The organism is Staphylococcus sp. SUC_1.2, from assembly GCF_026222585.1.
Genome location: NZ_JANJPM010000011.1, coordinates 1 through 23,052, shown reverse-complemented (window position 1 = coordinate 23,052; position 23,052 = coordinate 1). Strand labels below are relative to the sequence as shown.

General features: G+C 31.3%; 16 protein-coding genes. 13 read left to right on the top strand and 3 right to left on the bottom strand.

The genetic code is table 11. From position 1 onward, the window contains the following. The first annotated feature begins 181 nt into the window (after positions 1 to 181). From NR218_RS05290 to NR218_RS05255, 8 genes are all read left to right on the top strand, one after another. Positions 182 to 1,513 carry a glucose-6-phosphate isomerase gene (locus NR218_RS05290; protein ID WP_265883266.1) on the top strand — a complete coding sequence of 444 codons (1,332 nt, stop codon included), beginning with the start codon at positions 182 to 184 and terminating at the stop codon, positions 1,511 to 1,513. Positions 1,514 to 1,881: 368 nt separating this feature from the next. After that, positions 1,882 to 2,457, top strand: coding sequence for a TVP38/TMEM64 family protein (locus NR218_RS05285; RefSeq protein WP_025987168.1), 576 nt, complete (start codon positions 1,882 to 1,884; stop codon positions 2,455 to 2,457). Positions 2,458 to 2,461: 4 nt separating this feature from the next. Next, positions 2,462 to 2,986: a signal peptidase I gene (lepB, locus tag NR218_RS05280; protein ID WP_017175840.1), complete on the top strand. Its 525-nt coding sequence runs from the start codon at positions 2,462 to 2,464 to the stop codon at positions 2,984 to 2,986. A gap of 14 nt (positions 2,987 to 3,000) precedes the next feature. Next, positions 3,001 to 3,567 (top strand): signal peptidase I, encoded by a 567-nt coding sequence (gene lepB, locus NR218_RS05275; protein WP_265883265.1) that lies wholly within the window; start codon positions 3,001 to 3,003, stop codon positions 3,565 to 3,567. Between the two features lie 127 nt (positions 3,568 to 3,694). Further along, a complete protein-coding gene (addB, locus tag NR218_RS05270; RefSeq protein WP_265883264.1) occupies positions 3,695 to 7,183 on the top strand; it encodes a helicase-exonuclease AddAB subunit AddB in 3,489 nt (1,162 codons plus the stop codon). Next, the gene (gene addA, locus NR218_RS05265) at positions 7,176 to 10,841 is read left to right on the top strand and encodes a helicase-exonuclease AddAB subunit AddA (RefSeq protein ID WP_054105353.1); all 3,666 of its coding nucleotides are present in this window, start codon (positions 7,176 to 7,178) and stop codon (positions 10,839 to 10,841) included. The genes addB and addA overlap by 8 nt, the downstream gene beginning before the upstream one ends. Before the next feature lie 121 nt (positions 10,842 to 10,962). Then, complete coding sequence (locus tag NR218_RS05260; RefSeq protein ID WP_265883263.1) at positions 10,963 to 11,865, top strand: fumarylacetoacetate hydrolase family protein; 903 nt, start codon at positions 10,963 to 10,965, stop codon at positions 11,863 to 11,865. A 129-nt stretch (positions 11,866 to 11,994) separates the two neighbouring features. After that, entirely contained in the window at positions 11,995 to 12,396 is a 402-nt protein-coding gene (locus NR218_RS05255; RefSeq protein ID WP_017175835.1) for a YisL family protein, read from the top strand. A gap of 40 nt (positions 12,397 to 12,436) precedes the next feature. On the opposite strand, the gene NR218_RS05250 is transcribed toward NR218_RS05255, so the two are convergent. Next, on the bottom strand, positions 12,437 to 13,759 hold the full coding sequence (locus NR218_RS05250) for a CoA-disulfide reductase (RefSeq protein ID WP_017175834.1): 1,323 nt from the start codon (positions 13,757 to 13,759) through the stop codon (positions 12,437 to 12,439). An 82-nt stretch (positions 13,760 to 13,841) separates the two neighbouring features. After that, positions 13,842 to 14,663 carry a Cof-type HAD-IIB family hydrolase gene (locus NR218_RS05245; RefSeq protein WP_048761188.1) on the bottom strand — a complete coding sequence of 274 codons (822 nt, stop codon included), beginning with the start codon at positions 14,661 to 14,663 and terminating at the stop codon, positions 13,842 to 13,844. A 119-nt stretch (positions 14,664 to 14,782) separates the two neighbouring features. Here NR218_RS05245 and NR218_RS05240 point away from each other — a divergent pair, with 119 nt between their 5' ends. The 3 genes from NR218_RS05240 to clpB all read left to right on the top strand — a co-directional run bounded on the left by NR218_RS05240 (position 14,783) and on the right by clpB (position 20,291). Continuing rightward, the gene (locus NR218_RS05240) at positions 14,783 to 15,091 is read left to right on the top strand and encodes a metal-sulfur cluster assembly factor (RefSeq protein WP_002448080.1); all 309 of its coding nucleotides are present in this window, start codon (positions 14,783 to 14,785) and stop codon (positions 15,089 to 15,091) included. A gap of 485 nt (positions 15,092 to 15,576) precedes the next feature. Beyond that, positions 15,577 to 17,391: an acyltransferase family protein gene (locus NR218_RS05235; protein ID WP_017175832.1), complete on the top strand. Its 1,815-nt coding sequence runs from the start codon at positions 15,577 to 15,579 to the stop codon at positions 17,389 to 17,391. Positions 17,392 to 17,681: 290 nt separating this feature from the next. Then, on the top strand, positions 17,682 to 20,291 hold the full coding sequence (gene clpB, locus NR218_RS05230) for an ATP-dependent chaperone ClpB (protein ID WP_017175831.1): 2,610 nt from the start codon (positions 17,682 to 17,684) through the stop codon (positions 20,289 to 20,291). A 101-nt stretch (positions 20,292 to 20,392) separates the two neighbouring features. Here the strand turns inward: clpB and NR218_RS05225 are convergent, their stop codons facing one another. Then, positions 20,393 to 20,593 carry a DUF2929 family protein gene (locus NR218_RS05225; RefSeq protein WP_017175830.1) on the bottom strand — a complete coding sequence of 67 codons (201 nt, stop codon included), beginning with the start codon at positions 20,591 to 20,593 and terminating at the stop codon, positions 20,393 to 20,395. A 225-nt stretch (positions 20,594 to 20,818) separates the two neighbouring features. Between NR218_RS05225 and NR218_RS05220 the strand changes: the two genes are divergently transcribed. Both NR218_RS05220 and fabF read left to right on the top strand, forming a co-directional pair. Continuing rightward, positions 20,819 to 21,760 (top strand): beta-ketoacyl-ACP synthase III, encoded by a 942-nt coding sequence (locus NR218_RS05220; protein WP_049416120.1) that lies wholly within the window; start codon positions 20,819 to 20,821, stop codon positions 21,758 to 21,760. A gap of 13 nt (positions 21,761 to 21,773) precedes the next feature. Next, positions 21,774 to 23,018, top strand: coding sequence for a beta-ketoacyl-ACP synthase II (fabF, locus tag NR218_RS05215; RefSeq protein WP_049382334.1), 1,245 nt, complete (start codon positions 21,774 to 21,776; stop codon positions 23,016 to 23,018). Positions 23,019 to 23,052: the final 34 nt, after the last annotated feature.

The window sequence follows — 23,052 nt, the reverse complement described above, 5'->3', positions numbered from 1 at the left end:
TTGAATATTACTACAACTAAGGAGTTTATTGCTGTTTCGATTGTGTATTCATTACAAGGTAAGGTAATTTAATTATTCTAAAAAAAACAGACTATTTTTTGAATAATTGAACTTGTTCATTGAATAGATAACTTAAAGTTAGTAAAATGAAACTAATTCATAAACATTGGAGGATTTATAAATGACTCATATTCAATTAGATTATGGAAAAACGTTAGAATTTTTTGGTCAACATGAACTTGATCAACAAAAAGATATTGTAAAAACAATTCATAAAACGATTCATGAAGGTACAGGTGCTGGAAGCGACTTTTTAGGTTGGGTAAATTTACCTGAAGATTATGATAAAGAAGAGTTTTCTAGAATTCAAAAAGCAGCAAAACATATTCAATCGAATTCAGATGTATTGGTAGTTATCGGAATTGGCGGTTCATATTTAGGTGCACGTGCTGCAATTGAAATGCTTACTTCATCTTTCCGTAACAGTACAGAATATCCTGAGATTGTATTTGTAGGAAATCACTTATCTTCAAGTTATACACAAGAATTAGTGAATTACTTGTCTGATAAAGACTTTTCAGTAAATGTTATTTCTAAATCAGGAACAACGACTGAGCCTGCTGTAGCATTTAGATTGTTTAAACAATTAGTTGAAGAAAAATATGGTAAAGACGAAGCAAAAAAACGTATTTTTGCTACAACTGATAAAGCAAAAGGTGCATTGAAACAATTAGCAGATAATGAAAGTTATGAAACATTTGTTGTACCTGATGATGTAGGTGGTCGTTATTCAGTATTAACTGCAGTAGGATTATTACCAATTGCAACTGCAGGTATTGATATTGAAGCAATTATGAATGGGGCAAATAAAGCTCGTAAAGAACTATCATCTGAAAATTTAGAAGAGAATATTGCATATCAATATGCAACAATTCGAAATGTTCTTTATAGTAAAGGTTATACAACTGAAATGTTAATTAACTACGAACCATCTATGCAGTACTTTAATGAATGGTGGAAACAGTTATACGGTGAATCTGAAGGTAAAGACTTTAAAGGTATTTATCCTTCAAGCGCAAACTATACTACTGATTTACATTCATTAGGTCAGTACGTTCAAGAAGGACGCCGTTTCTTATTTGAAACTGTTGTAAAAGTAAATCAATCTAAACATGATATTACAATTGAAAAAGATGATGACGATTTAGATGGCTTAAATTATTTAGCTGGAAAAACAATCGATGAAGTTAATACAAAAGCATTTGAAGGTACGTTATTAGCTCATACTGATGGTGGCGTTCCTAATATCGTTGTGAATATCCCACGTTTAGATGAAGAAACATTCGGTTATGTTGTTTACTTCTTTGAATTAGCTTGTGCGATGAGTGGCTATCAATTAGGTGTTAATCCATTTAACCAACCTGGTGTAGAAGCTTATAAACAAAATATGTTTGCTTTACTTGGTAAACCAGGTTATGAAGATAAGAAAAAAGAATTAGAAGAACGTTTATAATATCAACATAAATTTAAATAAAATGATAGTTTAAAGCCTAGGACATGATGAGCTGTCTTAGGCGTTTTTTATATATTGGCAGTCAATGACTCAATTGAATATATACTTATATCAATCTTTTTCAACATACTAGACTTTCATAAAAAGAAGTTTTTGTTTAACGTAATATGGGGTCAAGAGAAGGAAACTGAATTCGTTTTGAATTCAGTCTCACTCTCTTTTAAATGATTAATATGACTAATGTTAAATCTGTTATCTAGTACTTGTGACTGATTTCTTATTGAATTAATAGTTTTTTTAAGAAAAGAGTGTAAAATAATTTTATACTCAATAGAGAATGATGAAATTTCAAGAAAGGATTTGATGATATAGTGTTTCATCAAATTGAACATTGGTTTAATGTGTTACAACAATTAGGATACTTTGCAGGTTTTATTATTCTCTATTTAAGAGCTATGATTCCTGTTTTTCCTTTAACTCTATATGTCATCTTAAATGTTCATGCTTATGGTTTTATTACAGGAACCATTATTAGTTGGTTAGGGATCGTTGCTGGGACATTTACTGTATTTTATTTTTTCAGGAAATTCGTTGATGCATCTTTTATGCAAAGAGTTAAAGCAAAAAAAGGTGTGAAAAAACTTACACATTTTATAGATAAACAAGGACTTGTTCCTATTTTTATATTAATGTGTTTTCCATTTACACCTAATACAGTAGTAAACTTTGTAGCTAGTTTTTCTCATATTAAAATGAAGAATTATTTTATTATTTTATTATTTTCAAAGTTTATTTCCATCTCATTTTTAGCAGTGATGGGTAGAGAAGTGACTACATTTTTAACCCATCCTATAAGAGCAATTATTTTAATTATTGTTACTATAGTCATATGGTTTATTGGAAAAAGAGTTGAAAAACATTTTATGGGAACACATGAGGAGTGACATTTTGCGTCGAATTATAAGTACGAGTATCTCCATTATTTTAGCAATTATTTTTGTGATATTTATCCAAAATTTTTTACTAAGAAGTGCAATTGTTCATACTAATGAGATGGCCCCCACTCTAAATAAAAATGATTATATAATGATTAATAAATTGAAAGTGACATTCAATTTATTAAATGAAGGCGATATTATTATGTATCGTCATCATGATCAAATCCATTTTAGCCGTATTATTGGGAAAGCAGGCGAATCGGTAGAAATAAGGCATGGTAAATTATATAAAGATGATAGACAAGTGAATAAATATTATGCTAAAAATAGAGATATTAATGATTTCGCATTACGAGATTTAGAAAATACTGATGGGGATATTATTCCACCTGACTCATTTTTAGTGTTGAATGATAATAGTAATACATTAACTGATTCGAGAAAATATGGATTAATTAAAAAAAGTGATGTTATAGGAAATGTATGTCTAAGGTATTATCCTTTTAGATCATTCAACTATGAGTTTAATAAATAGATGAGGTGTTATATTTGAAAAAAGAAATAACAGAATGGATTGTTGCGATAGCTGTAGGCTTATTGCTCGTATGGCTTGTAGTCACTTTTGTTGCCAAATCCTATACAATAAAAGGCGACTCTATGGATCCAACATTAAAAGATGGACAACATGTGATGGTTAACATTTTAGGTTATAAGGTAGGAAACATAAAAAAAGGAAATGTTATTGTCTTCCATGCTAATCAATCTGATAACTATGTTAAAAGAGTAATAGGCGTACCAGGAGATAGTGTGACATATAAAAAAGATCAGCTATATATTAATGAGAAAAAGGTAAATGAGCCTTACTTAGACTATAATGAAAAACATAAACAAGGAGAGTACATTACAGGATCTTTTGAAACTAAGGATCTTCTTAATGCTCATCCTAACTCTAACGTTATTCCTAAAAATAAATACTTAGTATTAGGAGATAACCGTGAAGTTAGTAAAGATAGTAGAGCGTTTGGATTAATAGATAAACAACAAATCGTCGGTAAAGTATCATTTAGATTTTGGCCATTAAATAATTTTAAATTTAATTTTAATCCAGATAAGTAGGATATCAATTTAAAATAAAAGTAGAATGTCAATTCAGGTGAATTCGCATTCTACTTTTATTTTATCTACTTTACTTTTTAAGAACGTATGTTCCGTGGTAAAATGAGTTTAAAGGAGCGTGTAGATAATGGAATTAAATACATATCTTGGAAGAGCTGGTACCGGTAAATCGTATCATATGATTAAAAATATTAAACAACAAATGAAAGAAAATCCTCTTGGAGATCCTATCATTTTAATTGCACCTACCCAAAGTACGTTTCAATTGGAGCAATCTTTCGTAAATGATCGAGAGTTAAATGGGAGTTTAAGAACGGAAGTTTTACATTTTGAGCGTTTGAGCTATAGAATCTTTCAAGAACTCGGAGGATTAACTGAAACACGTTTAACTAAAGCAGCTATTGAAATGATGATATTCAATATCGTTCAACAACACAAATCAGAAATGAAATTATATCAATCTCAAGCAGATTATTATGGTTTTAGTGAAAAATTAAGTGAACAAATCCAAGATTTTAAGAAATATTCTGTAACACCTCATCAACTTGACTTATTTTTAGAAGATAATGAATTACAAACAAGAACCCGACATAAACTAGAAGATATTTCGCTTATTTATCATTATTTTGAAGAACGATTAAATGGAGAATTTATTACCGCTGAAGACAGTCTTAATTATTTTATTGAAATAATGCACAAATCTGAGTGGATTAAGCATGCTGATATTTATATAGATGGATTTTATAACTTTTCAACGCTTGAATATCAAATTATTAAAGCATTAGTACAAAATGCTAAACAAGTTACTATATTATTAACTACAGATGGTAATGAAGATCACTTTAGTATGTTTAGAAAACCTTCTGACGTACTTATTCACTTAAAAGAAATTGCAAATGAATTACATATACCTTTAAATGAACATTATTTTACAACACCATATCGTTTCAAAAATAAAGATTTATTACAATTAGAACAACAATTTGACGCACTTCAAGTTAATCCAACTCAATCACATGGTTATATTGATTTACTTGAGTCATCGAATATGAGAGAAGAAGTTAATGAAATAGCACGACGTATTATTAAAGATACACGTGATAAACACTTTAGATATCAAGATATTGCAATTTTATATAGAGATGAAACATATGCTTATCTATTTGAATCTATTTTGCCACAATACGATATTCCTTATAATATTGATACTAAAAAATCGATGACACATCATCCTATAATGGAAATGATACGTTCTTTATTAGAAGTTATCCAAAGTAATATGGGGCTTAGTCCAATGATGAGACTATTTAAAACCAATATTTTATCTCATCAATTTAAAAATAGTAGTTACTTAATTGATCTATTAGAAAACTTTGTCATTGAACGAGGTATTTACGGTAAAAAATGGTTAGATGATAAATTGTTTAATATCGATAATTTTACAAAAATGGGACGTAAAGCGCATCAATTAACTGAAGAAGAAAAAGAAGCATTTGAAGACGTCATACGCTTAAAGGATGATGTTGTAAATAAAATACTTCGTTTTGAGCAAGCCATGCTTCACTCTAAAAATGTTAGAGATTATGCAACTGCATTTTATGAAACAATGGAAGCTTTTGATTTACCTAAATATTTAATGGCTCACCGTGATGAACTAGATTTAAAAGGGGACCATGAGAAAGCAGAAGAAATTGACCAATTATGGAATGGATTAATACAAATACTAGATGATTTAGTCACAGTATTTGAAGAAGAAGAAATGAGTTTAAATCGATTCTTAGAAGTATTTGACATTGGACTTGAACAACTCGAATTTGTAATGATTCCTCAAACATTGGATCAAGTGAGCATAGGGACTATGGATTTAGCAAAAGTTGATAATAAAAAACATGTTTATATGGTTGGGATGAATGATGGAGTGATGCCACAGTCCATGTCATCTTCAAGTTTAATCACTGATGAAGAAAAACGTTTGTTAGAGGAACAGGGAAGTGTTGAATTAAGTCCAACCTCTGATATCTTACAAATGGATGAAGCATTTGTATGCTACATTGCTATGACACGTGCATGTGAACAAATGACTTTTTCATATAGTCTTATGGGGATGCAAGGAGATGAAAAAGAGAAAAGTCCATTTTTAAATCAGATTCAAGCATTGTTCAGTAATTTGGATATCCAAAATATTCATTATCTGCATCATGCTTATCCTCTTACATTAATGGAACATCCACATCAAACTAAAATTCATTTATTTGAAGCATTGAAATCGTGGTTGGAAGAAGAAGCGGTAGCAGATACGTGGCTTGATGCTTATAAAGTTATAAGTGAAAATGAAGAATTAAATGACAGTATAAACTATTTATCAACAGCATTAACATATGATAATGAAACCATTCAACTCACACCACAATTGTCAGAAGCATTATATGGAACGTCTATTAATGCTAGTGTTTCACGATTTGAAGGTTATAATGATTGCCCGTTCCAACATTATGCTACTTACGGTCTTCGTTTAAATGAACGTACCAAATATCAACTTGAAAGTTTTGATTTAGGTAATATTTTTCATAATGCTTTAAAATATATTTCGGATAAAGTAAACGGAGAATTTAGTCAACTGGATAATCAGAAAATCCATGCACTTACAGAAGAAGCTCTACAACATGTTTTACCACAAGTGCAATTTAATTTAATGGATTCCAATGCATATTATCGTTATGTATCTAAACGTATAGGTGTCATTGTTGAAAGTACTTTAAAGGCACTTCGTTATCAAAATGAGAATACAAAATTTAGACCAAAACGTTTTGAAACTGCTTTTAGAAAGAAACCAAGAACTGAAGAAGAGTTGATTGCACATCCCTTAATGACGACACAAGGGATTCCGATTCATATTCGTGGACAAATTGATCGTATCGATACTTATACAAAAAATAATACAAGTTTTGTAAATATTATTGATTATAAATCATCTAATCATAGCGCCAATTTAAATTTGAAAAAAGTTTATTATGGTAAACAGATGCAAATGATGACGTATATGGATATCGTATTACAAAATTCAGAGCGACTTGGTTTAAGTTCAGAGGTTAAACCAGGTGGATTGTTATATTTCCACATTCATGATGAACGTTTGAAATTTGAAAAATGGGGCGATTTAACTGAAGAGGCATTAAATAAGAAAAATATTAATCAAGCTATTCTAAAAGAATATAAATTAAAAGGATTAATCAATAGTGATGCTGAAGTTATCGATGCTATGGATATAAGACTTAACGAGATATCTAAATCAGATATTGTACCCGTGACATTAAAAAAAGATGGAGGTATTAGTGCACGGGGAAGCCAAGTTGCTGATGAAACAACGATTCATAAATTTATTCAACACAATAAAAATAATTTTATTGAGACTGCTTCAAATATTATGGATGGTCATACAGAAGTAGCTCCACTTAAATTTGAAGACAAATTACCATGTGAATTTTGTAGTTTCCAGTCAGTATGTCACGTAGATAGCCTTATTGATAGTAAACATTATCGCCATGTAGATGAATCGATTAATCCAATTCAAGCAATTCAAGAGGTCGAATTAGAAAGCGGTGAGGACAATGAATAATATTCCGATAAAACCTAAAGACGCACAATGGACGGATGCACAATGGAACAGTATATATGCAAAAGGACAAGATATACTAGTTGCAGCAGCTGCTGGCTCAGGAAAAACAGCTGTTCTAGTTGAACGTATTATTCAAAAAATCTTAAGAGATGAAGTAGATGTTGATAAATTACTTGTAGTAACATTTACGAACTTAAGTGCTAGAGAGATGAAACATCGTGTAGAACAACGTATTCAACAAGCTTCATTAGAGGATCCTAAGAATGAACACTTAAAAAGTCAACGTATAAAAATACATCAAGCTCAAATTTCTACACTGCATAGTTTTTGTTTAAAGGTGATTCAACAACATTATGATGTTATCCAACTAGACCCTAATTTTAGAACGATTAGTGAAGTAGAAAACGTACTTTTATTGGAGCAATCAATTGATGAAGTACTAGAACATCATTATGAAAATCCTGATATTGAATTTTTGACTTTAGTCGAACAACTATCAAATGATAGAAATGACGATGGATTTAGAGAAATGTTAAAGCGATTTTATTATTTTAGTATAGCTAATCCTTCACCATTTAAATGGTTAGATTCATTAGTTGATCCTTACGAGAATGATGAGAAGCAACAAGACTACCTTAAAGAATTAAAAATACTTGCAGAAATATATATGAAAGCAGCATTTGACTCACTTCTTGAAGCAGAAAATCTTTTATCCTATTGTAATGCTGTTGAAAAACATTTAGAAGTTGTCCAAAGAGAGAAAATGATATGTCAAAGCATATTAGAAGATGGTGTTTTGAATAGAGATGCACTTCTTAATCATACACCTGAAAAATTTCCACAAATGTCATCAAAAATAAAAAAAGAAAATGAAGATTTAGAGACACTTGAAGATATTAAATCTTTCTATAAAGAATATAATGAAACCATTCAAGATGTAAAAAATAAATATTTAATGCGGTCAGTAGATGAACTTAAAGACGATATGAAACAGTTAGCGCCTCGGATAAAATATTTAGTTCAAATCATTAAAGATATCATTAATGATTTTGCTAAGAAAAAACGTAGTAGAAATGTACTAGACTTTGCAGATTATGAACATTTTGCCTTACAAATATTAACAGATGAAAACGGGATGCCTTCTACTATCGCTAAAGATTATCGTCATCAATTTGAAGAAATACTTATTGATGAATATCAAGATACCAATCAGGTACAAGAGGCAATTATATCTACTATCAAACGTGGTGATGAATTAGATGGCAACTTATTTATGGTGGGAGACGTAAAGCAATCTATTTATAAGTTTAGACAAGCGGATCCTACATTGTTTATGAGTAAATATCATCGATTCACTAAAGAAGGGCAACAAACGGGACTTCGAATTGACTTATCTAATAACTTCCGCTCAAGAAAGGAAGTACTTTCAACGACTAATTATCTTTTTGATCATATGATGGATGAAGCGGTTGGAGAAATTAATTATGATGCCGATGCGCGTTTATATTTCGGCGCTCATTATTATCCAGAAAAACCAATGCCACTCGAATTACATGCGCTGATTAAATCTGAAAATGAGGACACAGACTTAGATAGACAGGAACAAGAAGCATATTATGTAGTTGAACAAGTAAAGCATATCCTTGACAATAAACTCGTTTACGATGCGAAAAACAATGCCTATCGTAAAGCAACTTATAAAGATATTGTTATTTTAGAACGTGGAATGAGTAATGCTAGACGTTTGCAAAAAGTATTTAAAGATAATAATATTCCGTTCCATGTTAATAGTAAGGAAGGTTATTTTGAACAAACGGAAGTACGACTAGTACTATCGTTTCTTAGAACGATTGATAACCCATTGCAAGATATTTATCTAGTTGGGTTAATGCGCTCTGTTATTTATCAATTTACTGAAGATGAACTTGCTGAAATTCGAGTAGTCAGTTCAAATGATGATTACTTTTATCAATCAATTTTACACTATATAAAATATGATCAAGCTAACACACAATTAGTTGATAAATTACGTCGTTTTATTGAAGATATACATTTATATCAAGATTATGGGCAAACACATCCTGTGTATCAGTTAATTGATAAGTTCTATAATGATCATTATGTCATTCAATATTTTAGCGGACTGATTGGTGGTAAAGGCAGACGTGCTAATCTTTTTGGATTGTTTAATAAAGCAATAGAATTTGAAAACTCTACGTTTAGAGGACTTTATCAATTTATAAGATTTATCGATGAATTGATAGAGCGTAAAAAAGATTTTGGTGAAGAAAATGTGATAGGACCTAATGATAATGTAGTTCGAATGATGACAATTCATAGCAGTAAAGGTTTAGAGTTTCCATATGTTATTTATTCTGGTCTTTCTAAGAATTTTAATAAAGAAGATATTCGGAAACCTTTAGTATTAAATCAAAAATATGGTTTAGGAATGGAGTACTATGATTTAACAGATAATATTTCTTATCCATCACTTTCATCTGTAGTTGTTAAATCGTTAACAGAAAAAGAATTGATTTCTGAAGAGATGCGTTTAATGTATGTGGCATTAACTCGTGCAAAAGAACAGCTCATTCTAATCGGAACGGTAGATAAAGAAGAAAAGTTAAGAAAGTATGAACGTTTGCCTATTTCAAATCAACTCATTGCACTTCATAAAAGATTATCAGTAGAACGACCTTTTAATCTGGTATATAGTATTTTAGCGAAACACTTATCTCAATCTATCACATCCGATTATCAATTTGAGACATCTATCAATCAATTAGATGACAGTTTGAAACCATATGTAGATTTGAAAATCATTCATTTTGATGAATTATCTTTAATAAGTGATTCAAATGAGACATTACATCGAACTATCAATGATATTGAAGAAGAGGCTCCGAATAATAAAGAAAACGAACAACAAATGATTCATCAATTAACGTTTAAGTATCCATTTATAAAAAATACTCAAAAGCCATCAAAACAATCTGTATCTGAATTAAAACGTCAATTAGAAACTAAAGAAGATGGAACAAGTTACGATAGAGTAAGACAATATCGCATTGGTGCTTATACTTATGAACGTCCTAAATTCTTAAGACAAGAAAGAAAACGTAAAGCTAATGAAATTGGTACATTGATGCATACCGTTATGCAGCATCTTCCATTTAGAGAACAACGATTAACTGAAATAGAGTTAGATGACTATATTCATATGTTAATTGATCAACACATTATTGAAGAAGACGCTAAAAAAGATATCCAATTTGAAAGAATTATGGAATTTATTCGTAGTGACTTATATATGAAAATTGCACAAGCTGATGAAGTATACAGAGAGCTACCATTTGTAGTTAATCAAGCACGTGTAGATGAAATACCAGATTTAGATGAAGATGTCTCCATTATCCAAGGTATGATTGATTTGATTTTTATTAAAGATAATCAATATTATTTTGTAGATTACAAAACAGATGCTTTTAATCGAAGAAGAGGGCTGACGGATCAAGAGATTGGAATACAATTACGTGATAAGTATAAAATTCAAATGAAATATTACAAAAACACCTTAGAAACAATACTAAATAAAAGAGTGAACGGCTATTTATATTTCTTCCAATTCGGTGAGATGAGCATTGAAGATGCTTTATAATATCAATCTTATTTTAGAAAAGATGCGTCAAATTTCTAAAATTTCAGACATATATATTTGTTATTTATTAATAATTAAAGTTATAATATGAAATAAGATATAGATGAGGAGTTGATAATGAATGAAATTTTTATCATTCAAATACAATAACGCTGAATCATATGGCGTTAAAGTAAAGCGTGAAGACGCTGTATGGGATTTAAAACAAATTTTTGCTGAATTTGGTGAAGGAGACTTCCATCCACAAACGTTACTTGAAGGTTTACAACAAAACCAAACACTTGATTTCCAAGAACAAGTACGTAAAACAATAGTAGCTGTTGAAAATAGTGGAAAAGCAGATCAGTATAAATTCTCATTTAATGATATTGAATTTTTACCTCCTGTAACACCACCGAATAATGTTATTGCTTTTGGTCGTAACTATAAAGATCATGCCTCTGAGTTAAATCATGAAGTGCAACGTTTATATGTGTTCACTAAAGCAGCTTCTTCTTTAACTGGTGATAACGCAACAATTCCAAATCATAAAGATATTACAGATCAGTTAGATTACGAAGGTGAATTAGGAATTGTTATCGGTAAATATGGCGAAAAGATTCCTAAAGGCTTAGCATTAGATTATGTCTATGGCTATACTATCATTAATGATATTACAGACCGCACTGCTCAAAATGCACAAGATCAAGCATTCTTATCTAAAAGTTTAACAGGTGGTTGCCCAATGGGACCATATATTGTTACTAAAGATGAATTACCTACTCCAGAAAATGTTAATATTGTCACTAAAGTGAATAATGAAATTCGCCAAGATGGAAACACTAGTCAAATGATTAATAAAATTGATGACTTAATTCAAGAAATTTCTAAATATGTTGCTTTACATCCTGGTGATATCATTGCAACCGGTACTCCAGCGGGTGTAGGAGCTGGATTACAACCACCAAAATTCTTACAACCAGGTGATGAAGTTAAAGTAACTATTGATAACATTGGTACTTTGACAACTTATATTGCCAAATAATAATGCTAGTTATGTTTAAAAGGAGAGAAGCTAAGGCTTCTCTCCTTTTTAAATTTTAATACTTAAAAAGTGGAAATATGTTATGATAATTAAAAGAAAGTGATTATAAATATTGGAGGTAATCAAGTCTTGTTACATATGCATATTGTGAGTTGGGTTTTAACCATTGTGTTATATATTATTGCATTTTTACACATTTCAAAATCACAGGGGCCAACACCAACTTTTAAATCATTACATATGGGGCTTAGAGTCTTTATGCTCCTTACAATATTCTCAGGATTTTGGGAATTAATTGAAGAGTTTATGGCAGCGAGTCATGGTGAAGGTGGCAACCACATGCTTCTTACTTTAAAAATGTTATGTGGCTTAGGTGTTGTTGCTTTAATGGAAGTATCATTAGCTAAAAGAAAAAAACATGCACCTAGTCATGGCTTATTTTGGGCAACAATTATTTTAATTATTATTACTATGGCTCTTGGAATTATCTTACCATGGGGTCCATTATCTAAAATGTTCGGTTTAAGTTAAGTAAAAAGAATCGTTTGAGTGTCTACTCAAACGATTCTTTTTATATATTGCGTGCTTTGTAACCAATCATATTGATTAAATCTTTAGGATGACTATAAGGAGGCGCATAGGCAACTTCAAATTCAGCCAATTCATCTACTGTAAGTTGATTCATCATAGCCATTGATAAAATATCAATACGTTTATCGGCGCCTTGTTTTCCAACTGCTGCGGCGCGTATTAATTGTCTATTGTCTTTATTAAAATAGACACGTAAGTGTAGGGGTGTATTACCTGGGTAATATCCTGCGTGTGCACCAGACTTAATTTCAACCATCTCATAATTAAATAGACTTAATTCTTCAGGTTTTATTCCTACGCTCGCAAAAGTGTAGTCAAAAAATTTTACAATATTTGAACCAAGAAAACCTTTAAATGTAATATGTTTATTACCTGAGAGTTGTTCTGCTATAATACTTGCTGCACGATGAGCACCCCAAGCTAAAGGTACTTGAGCATTCATATTTACATGGCGATAATGTGAGGTGATGACATCACCTAGAGCATAAATATCAGGTATATTTGTTTTAAAGCAATCATCAACAGGAATAAAACCTTGTTTATCTATATGAATATTTGATGAACGTAAAAATGATGAATTAGGATGAGTTCCTATACCTTCAATAATGATATCGAAATCTTCATGTATACCAGATTTAAAATAAACAGTATGCGCTTGAATTGATTCAATTTCTTCATTTAATCTATATGAAATGTTTCTTTGATCAATTTCGCTAAAAATGGCTGCATTCATATCTTGGTCCATTAATTTATTGACTTTATCTGAACGATGAATCCATGTCACATCAAGACCACGTTGATAAAGGTTTTCTAATACTTCTAATGAAATGTAACCAGCACCGACAACTAATGCTCGCTTAGCTTTATGACGAGAAATATATTGATCGATTTGGTCCATATCTTCTGCATTTCTTAGAGTGAAAGTAAAATTATTAGTAAATCCAAGAGTATTCGCACTAGCGCCAGGACTTAAGATTAATTTGTCATAAGTTTCGTCGAATGTTTCGCCTGTTTGATGATTTAATACACGTACGACATGTTGTTGATCGTTTACTTCAATTACTTCATGATGTGTTTTAACTACAATATTTTTCTTCTCTTTAAAAATGTCTGGTGTAATAGGCAATATTTGATGACGATCAGAAACGAGATGTCCAATATAGTAAGGTAAACCACAATTAGCAAAACTCATATCTCGATCTTTTTCAAAAATGATAATGTCGCTTTCTTTATCTAAGCGACGAATTTGACTTGCACATGTTGCGCCCCCAGCAACAGCACCAACTATAATAATTTTAGCCATACATATCCTCCATAACTAAGAAGTAAACAAGTGAGATACAATTATAATTTTTAGAATCTTACTTTAAGTACTCTCATTTTTATTATTGATAAGGTATTTCTAGTTTGAAAAATTCATTTAGGTAACGCCCAATTCCATCTTCGTTATTGGAATAAGTGATATGATTAGCGATATGTTTTAAATCATCTAAACCATTGTCCATAGCAATTCCGTATTGAGCATATTTAATCATTTCTAAATCATTATCTTCATCTCCAAATGCAATAATATTAGAAGAATCTATATTTAAATATGATTTAACATAGTCAATGCCACGAGCTTTACTAATACCTCGTTTTACGATTTCAATAACAGGAAAAGGTGCACCCCAACGACGATGTTCAATATTTTCAGCATAAAAACGAGTTAACATTTGTTTAATACGTGTGATATTCACTTCTTCAGCTTCCACTAATATGGAAGTTGGAGATTCATTAAGTTTTTCTAATAAATTGCCTGTTTGGATTTTAGGATTGCCCATTGAAAAACCTTCAAATAATCGAGGATCATGGTCATTGATAAAGACACTGTCTCTCACTTCAGCAATAATGTTTGTAACATTAGCTTTTTGAAGTGCCTCTATCATACTTCTAGCGATGTCTACATCTAATACCTCATGTTTGGTTTCAAAGTCATCTGCTTTTGGATGATGAACATAGGCACCATTAAAATTAACAATAGGTGTATTCATGTTAAGTTCATGATAATATATTTGGCTTGCACGATAAGGACGTCCAGTTGCAATCATCAAGTAATGACCTTGTTTTTGTAAGGAAGTTAAAACTTTTTTTGTATAATCACTAATTTCTTTATTATCATTTAATAATGTTCCATCTAAATCTAAACAAATTAAATAAGGTTTCATAAATATCTCCTTGCATTACAGTTCATAAATATTAGTTTATTTGTATCATAGCATTTTATTGGCGTTTTGTCGGATATTTGATATATTAGTGTAAAGATAATTATTGAGAGGTGATACTAATGGAAGAAGCATTAAAAGATAGTATCCTTGGCGCTTTGGAAATGGTAATTGACCCTGAATTAGGTATAGACATTGTTAATTTAGGTTTAGTATATAAAGTAAATGTTGATGATGAAGGATTATGTACTGTAGAGATGACACTTACATCTATGGGCTGTCCACTTGGACCACAAATCATCGATCAAATTAAGACAGTATTAGCCGAAATTCCAGAGATTCAAGATACAGAAGTTAATATTGTTTGGAATCCGCCATGGAATAAAGATATGATGTCTAGATATGCAAAAATCGCATTAGGCGTTGGATAAATTTAAGTGAGCTCGACAGCATTAATTGTATGAAGCTCTTTATTATGAAGAGCTTCATATAATATTTAATAGAGAGTAGGGGATGAATTTTTCTTCTACTCTCTTTTTTAATATATAAGAATGTGACAATTTTATTTTTAAATGAGTAAAAAAGAAATGACACAATTGTAATATAAATTGAATTTACTTCTAGGTTATACTACAATACATAAGACTTATATCTTAAGAAAAGTATAATTTTCAACAATTAAGAATTAATCAATGAAAATGAATTTATATTTTATTTAATTGTATATCAAATTTTCAGTCAACTTAGTATAAAACACAGAATCATATTATACAGTGTATTAAATTCATAGACTATAGAATGACCAATCATACATACAAATTTCTATAATTAACTTTATTGTTATTCTGATTTTAGTGCTTTTATATCTAATGAATTTATTGAAAATTTATTATTTAATAGGGAAAGAATGTGAACAATGAAACAAAATTTAGAAAAGGGCGTTCATGATAAAATAAAAATGCGCTATATGCCTGGTTTAGATGGTCTAAGAGCAATTGCCGTATTAGGCATCATTATATATCATTTGAATAGAAAGTGGCTAACTGGTGGTTTTATTGGCGTAGATACTTTCTTCGTCATTTCAGGATACTTAATTACAAGTTTACTTTTGAGAGAGTATGAAGAAAAAGGAATTATTAATCTTAAACAATTTTGGATTAGACGCATAAAACGTCTACTGCCAGCGGTGATAGCTTTATTAATAACAGTAGGTATTGCGACCTTATTATTTGAACCTCAACAAATTATTAGAGTTAAACATGATATTATTGCGGCGTTATTTTATGTTTCAAATTGGTGGTATATCGCTAAAGATGTTAACTATTTTGAACAATTTTCATTCATGCCTCTTAAACATTTATGGTCTCTTGCTATCGAAGAACAATTTTATTTATTTTTCCCATTCGTTTTAGTGATATTATTACTTACGATTAAAAAATATCGTAATGTGACACTTATATTTTGGATAGTATCATTGGCCTCTTTATTAGAAATGGTCATTATATCACAACCAAATGTGGGATATTCACGTGTTTATTTTGGTACAGATACTCGTTTACAAACATTATTATTAGGCGTCATATTAGCATTTGTTTGGCCACCATTTAAATTAAAAGCTAATCCACCACAACGATTACGTCGTGCAATAGATGGTATTGGTATAGGTAGCCTACTTATCTTAATTATTTTATTCTTTACAGTTAATGACGATAGTGATTGGATATACAATGGTGGGTTTTATTTGATATCTTTAGTGACATTATTTGTTATTGCAAGTGTCGTTCACCCATCTACAATGATTGCTAAATTTTTAGGACATCCTTTGTTAGTGTATATCGGAAAACGTTCATATAGTTTATACTTATGGCATTTCGCCGTCATTAGTTTTCTACATATACATTTTGTTGATGGTCAGTTACCAATATATGTATATATCTTAGATATACTATTAACTGTGGTGTTTGCGGAATTATCTTATCGTTATATTGAAACACCATTTAGACGTGAAGGATTAAGTGCATTTTCTTTTGACCGATTACGTAAACCTAAATTTATAAGAACAATCGTTACTATCATAGCTGTGATTCCATTGTTATTAATATTTATGGGTGCATTTGATCGATTTGGAAAAGATGAAATTGCAAATAAAGCAAACAGTTTTAATACAAGTACTGCTGATAAATATTTAGTCAAAATGATGCCCGGTGAAAATATTAAGTTAAATGGACAAACAAGTAAGAGTGAGAATAAAGATAAAGTTTACACAAATATCAGCCCATTACTTATTGGCGATTCAGTTATGGTAGATATTGGTGAAGAATTTAAATCTCAAGTTCCTAAAGCAACTATAGATGGTAAAGTAGGTCGTCATTTACAAGAAGCCCTGATAGTTGCAAATAATTATACTAATTATAATAAACCATCAAATCAAGTTGTATTAGAACTTGGTACAAATGGAGATTTTACTCAAGATGAGCTTGATCAACTTATTAGTAAATTTGGTAAAGCTAAAATATATTTAGTTAATACAAGGGTACCGAGAAGCTGGCAAGATAATGTAAATAAACAACTTTCAGACGCAGCTAAGCGACATAAAAATGTTGTTTTAGTAGACTGGTATAAACGTTCTGCCGGTCACACTGAATATTTTGCATCTGATGGTGTGCACTTAGAACATAGTGGGGTACAAGCATTATCGGATGAAATACTAAAAAATATGACTAAAAAATAAATAATTAAAAAGGATTAACTAGTTGAGGATGCTCACAAAGTTAATCCTTTTTTAGCATTTAAGAAAAAATTAAGGTAACAATGTTTAAATAGTAAGGTAATATGATAAGTAATGAATGAAACGTAAAGAATGCTTGATATGATAGGATTTATTGAATTGTTAAAAAGATGAGTAAAAGTGTTGATTAATTAGTAAAGAAGGTCTATAATGTAATTAAGGTCAAAGAAAGTCAAAGTCAAACGAAGAAGTATTTGACCATACTCTTATACAAAAAGTAGGGGTGAATACATTTGGATATCAATCAAATGACTTATAAAGTACAAGAAGCTTTGCAAAAAGCAATTGAATTAAGTAAAGAAAATGAATTACAAAATATTGAAATTGAAGCAATACTAAAAGGAACTTTAGAAGAAGACGAAAGTTTGTTTAAAAGTATTTTAGAACGTGCAAATATAGACACTGATCAATTAAATCAAGCGTATAGTGAAAAATTAAAACACTATCCATCAGTACAAGGTGATAATGTTCAATATGGACAATATATTGGCTCAAAAGCAAACGAATTATTAAATAAAGCTGAGTCATATATGAAAGAATATGAAGATGAATATATCTCAATGGAACATATTTTACGTGCTGCTATGGACATTGATGAAACAACACAACAATTTGTAGGAAATAAAGAAGAAGTAGTCAAAGAAATTATTACTAAAGTTAGAGGAGGAAATCATGTGACTTCACAAAATCCAGAAGTAAATTATGAAGCTTTAGAGAAATATGGTAGAGATTTAGTAGAAGAAGTTCGCCAAGGCAAAATGGATCCAGTTATTGGTAGAGATGAAGAAATCCGTAATACCATTCGAATTTTAAGCCGTAAAACTAAAAATAACCCAGTATTAATTGGAGAGCCTGGTGTAGGTAAAACTGCAATTGTAGAAGGATTAGCACAACGTATTGTACGTAAAGATGTGCCGGAATCATTGCTAGATAAAACTATTTTTGAATTAGATTTAAGTGCATTAGTTGCAGGTGCAAAATTTAGAGGCGAATTTGAAGAACGTCTTAAAGCAGTACTTAAAGAAGTGAAAGAATCAGATGGACGTATTATCCTATTTATCGATGAAATTCACATGTTAGTTGGTGCTGGTAAAACAGATGGTGCAATGGATGCTGGTAATATGTTAAAACCAATGTTAGCTCGTGGTGAATTGCATTGTATCGGTGCTACAACATTAAATGAATATAGAGAATATATTGAAAAAGATTCAGCCTTAGAACGTCGATTCCAAAAAGTAGGTGTAAGTGAACCTGACGTAGAAGATACAATTTCAATCTTACGTGGTTTAAAAGAACGCTATGAAGTTTATCATGGTGTGCGTATTCAAGACCGTGCTTTAGTAGCAGCAGCAGAATTATCAGATCGTTATATTACTGATCGATTTTTACCAGATAAAGCAATTGATTTAGTCGACCAAGCTTGTGCAACTATCCGAACAGAAATGGGATCAAATCCAACTGAATTAGACCAAGTTAATCGCCGTGTTATGCAATTAGAAATTGAAGAAAGTGCATTAAAAAATGAATCAGATAATGCAAGTAAACATCGATTAGAAGAATTACAAGAAGAACTTTCAAATGAAAAAGAAAAACAAGCGTCATTACAATCTCGTGTAGAACAAGAAAAAGAAAAAATCGCGAAAGTTCAAGAAAAACGTGCTGAATTAGATCGTAGTCGTCAAGCTTTAGAAGATGCGCAAACAGAAAGTAATTATGAAAAAGCAGCAGAATTACAATATGGTACGATTCCACAATTAGAAAAAGAATTAAAAGAATACGAAGAAGCTTTCCATGATGAACAAGGCGATAATGAACGCATGATTCGCGAAGTTGTTTCTGATGAGGAAATTGGAGATATTGTAAGCCAATGGACAGGTATTCCAGTTTCTAAATTAGTCGAAACAGAAAGAGAAAAATTATTAAACTTAAGTGATATCTTACATGAACGTGTCGTAGGGCAAGATAAAGCGGTTGATCTTGTGTCAGATGCTGTAGTGAGAGCGCGTGCAGGTATAAAAGATCCTAATCGTCCAATAGGTAGTTTCTTATTCTTAGGTCCAACTGGTGTAGGTAAAACAGAGTTAGCTAAATCACTCGCTTCATCATTATTCGACTCTGAAAAACATATGATTCGTATTGACATGAGTGAATATATGGAAAAACATTCTGTTTCTAGATTAATTGGTGCGCCTCCTGGTTATGTAGGCCATGATGAAGGTGGTCAATTAACTGAAGCGGTAAGACGTAACCCATATTCAGTTATTCTACTCGACGAAGTTGAAAAAGCACATAGTGATGTATTCAACGTGTTACTTCAAATTTTAGATGAAGGGCGTTTAACTGATTCTAAAGGTCGTAGCGTAGATTTCAAAAATACAATTATTATCATGACAAGTAATATTGGTTCACAAATATTATTAGAAAATGTTAAAGATTCTGGTGAAATTACTGAAAGCACTGAAAAAGCAGTTATGGATAGTTTACATGCATTCTTTAAACCAGAAATTTTAAACCGTATGGATGATATTGTATTATTTAAACCATTATCTATAAATGATATGAGTATGATTGTAGATAAAATTTTAACTCAATTAAATATTCGATTAATGGATCAACGTATTTCAATTGAAGTATCAGACGAAGCTAAAAAATGGTTAGGTGAAGAAGCATACGAACCACAATTTGGTGCTAGACCACTTAAACGTTTTGTACAACGTCAAATTGAAACACCACTTGCTCGTATGATGATTAAAGAAAATATGCCAGAAGGTACAAAAGTAAATGTTGATCTTAACGATAGTCAAGAATTAACATTTGATGTACAAAAATCTTCAGCTGAATAGTATATAAAAAGGCATTGGAAAGCAAAGCTTTCCAATGCCTTTTCTTATTATTAAACTTGTTAAGAGCGTTATATTACTCCAAACACGTAATACAATACCATTTAGACGTCTCTATTCCCTTTACGAGCGAAATCATTAGGTTTAATCATAGCACCTAAAATGGCAATAGCAATAGTAATGATGATTGCAATAATAATTGGTTTAATCACATCTAAACTGCCGCCACCATTTAAACTATTAAGTACAAAGTTAACCATTTGTGTTAAGATTAACGCCCAAATAAAAGTTACGAGGTATTTCATATATATGACCTCCAATTTATATATATTATCATTTTAAAGTAAAGTGAATTATTTGTATAGTATTAGTAGAGAATGTATAAAAATTTGTGCCATTTTTTATATGAATTATTGGCTCGTGACTGTTTAACAAAATCGTCTAATAAAGTGTAACTACTTGAGTTAGATTTAAAAAGTATGTTAAATTAATACCTGGTATTAAAAAATGAAGTGAGAAGGTGTACGTTCATGAACGTAGGTATAAAAGGTTTTGGTGCTTATGCACCTGAGAGAGTAGTCGATAACGCCTATTTTGAAGGTTTTTTAGATACGTCTGATGAATGGATTTCAAAAATGACTGGCATTAAAGAAAGACGTTGGTCTCGTGACGACCAAGATACGTCAGATTTAGCATATGAAGCAAGTAAGAAAGCAATTGAAGATGCTGGTATTAAAACGAATGATATAGATATGATTATTGTAGCTACAGCAACTGGAGATATGCCATTTCCATCTGTAGCTAATATACTACAAGAAAAATTAGGTACTGGTAAAGTGCCTACTATGGATCAACTTGCTGCATGCTCAGGTTTCATGTATTCAATGATTACTGCAAAACAATATGTTCAATCTGGAGACTATAAAAATATTTTAGTAGTGGGTGCGGATAAATTATCCAAAATCACTGACTTAACTGATCGTTCAACTGCTGTACTATTTGGAGACGGTGCAGGTGCAGTAGTAATTGGTGAAGTCTCAGAAGGACGAGGTATTATTAGCTATGAAATAGGCTCAGATGGGTCAGGTGGAAAATATTTATATTTAAATAAAGAGACTGGTAAACTAGTAATGAATGGACGCGAAGTTTTTAAATTCGCTGTAAGAATTATGGGCGAAGCGTCTACACGTGTAGTTGAAAAAGCGGGTTTAGAATCTGATGATATTGATATGTTTATACCACATCAAGCAAATATCAGAATTATGGAATCAGCACGTGAAAGATTGGGTATTGAAAGAGAAAAAATGAGTGTTTCAGTTAACCGTTTTGGAAACACGTCAGCTGCTTCGATTCCTTTAAGTATTCAACAAGAGTTAGAAAACGGAAGAATTAAAGATGATGACACTTTAGTACTCGTAGGTTTCGGTGGTGGCCTAACCTGGGGCGCTATGGTAATCAAATGGGGTAAATAGGAGGATTTAATGTATGACTGAAAACAAAAGAGTGGTAATTACTGGTATGGGTGCATTATCACCTATTGGAAACGATGCCCAAACAAATTGGGAAAATGCCTTAAAAGGTGTCAATGGAATTGATACAATTACACGCGTTGATACTGAAGAATATAACGTTCACTTAGCAGGTGAATTAAAAGACTTTAATATTGAAGATCATATTTCGAAAAAAGATGCGCGTCGCATGGATCGTTTTACACAATATGCAGTAGTAGCGGCAAGACAAGCTGTAGAAGATGCTAATTTAACTATCAATGATGATAATGCTAATCGTATCGGTGTTTGGATTGGTTCAGGTATTGGGGGAATGGAAACATTTGAAGTTGCACATACAATACTGAAGAATAAGGGACCAAGAAGAGTTAGTCCTTTCTTTGTTCCAATGCTTATTCCTGACATGGCTACTGGGCAAGTTTCAATTGATTTAGGTGCAAAAGGACCTAATGGTTCAACTGTTACTGCTTGCGCAACAGGTACAAATTCTATCGGTGAAGCATTTAAAATCATTCAAAGAGGTGCTGCTGATGCTATGATTACTGGTGGTACTGAAGCACCTATTACGCATATGGCACTTGCAGGATTCAGTGCAAGTCGTGCATTATCAACAAACGATGATAAAGAAACAGCATGTCGTCCTTTCCAAGAAGGACGTGACGGATTTATCATGGGTGAAGGCGCTGGTATCTTAGTCATTGAATCATTAGAATCAGCACAAGCACGTGGCGCACAAATTTACGCTGAAATTGTAGGATATGGTTCAACTGGAGATGCTTATCACATTACTGCACCAGCACCTGAAGGCGAAGGTGGTTCTCGTGCAATGCAAGCGGCTTTAGATGATGCAGGTATTGAAGCTAAAGATATTCAATACTTAAATGCACATGGTACAAGTACGCCAGTAGGTGACTTGTATGAAATTAAAGCGATTAAAAATACATTTGGAGATGCAGCTAAAAACTTAAAAATTAGCTCAACTAAATCGATGACAGGACATTTATTAGGTGCTACTGGGGGAATTGAAGCAATTTTCTCTGCATTATCTATTCGTGACTCTAAAGTTGCACCGACGATTCATGCAGATTCACCAGATCCAGAATGTGACTTAGATATTGTTCCAAATGAAGCACAAGATTTAGAAATTGAATATGCAATGAGTAATAGTCTAGGTTTCGGTGGGCATAACGCAGTATTAGTATTTAAAAAGTTTAAAGATTAAAAATTAAGTTAAGAGTAGAAAACCATGCAATAAG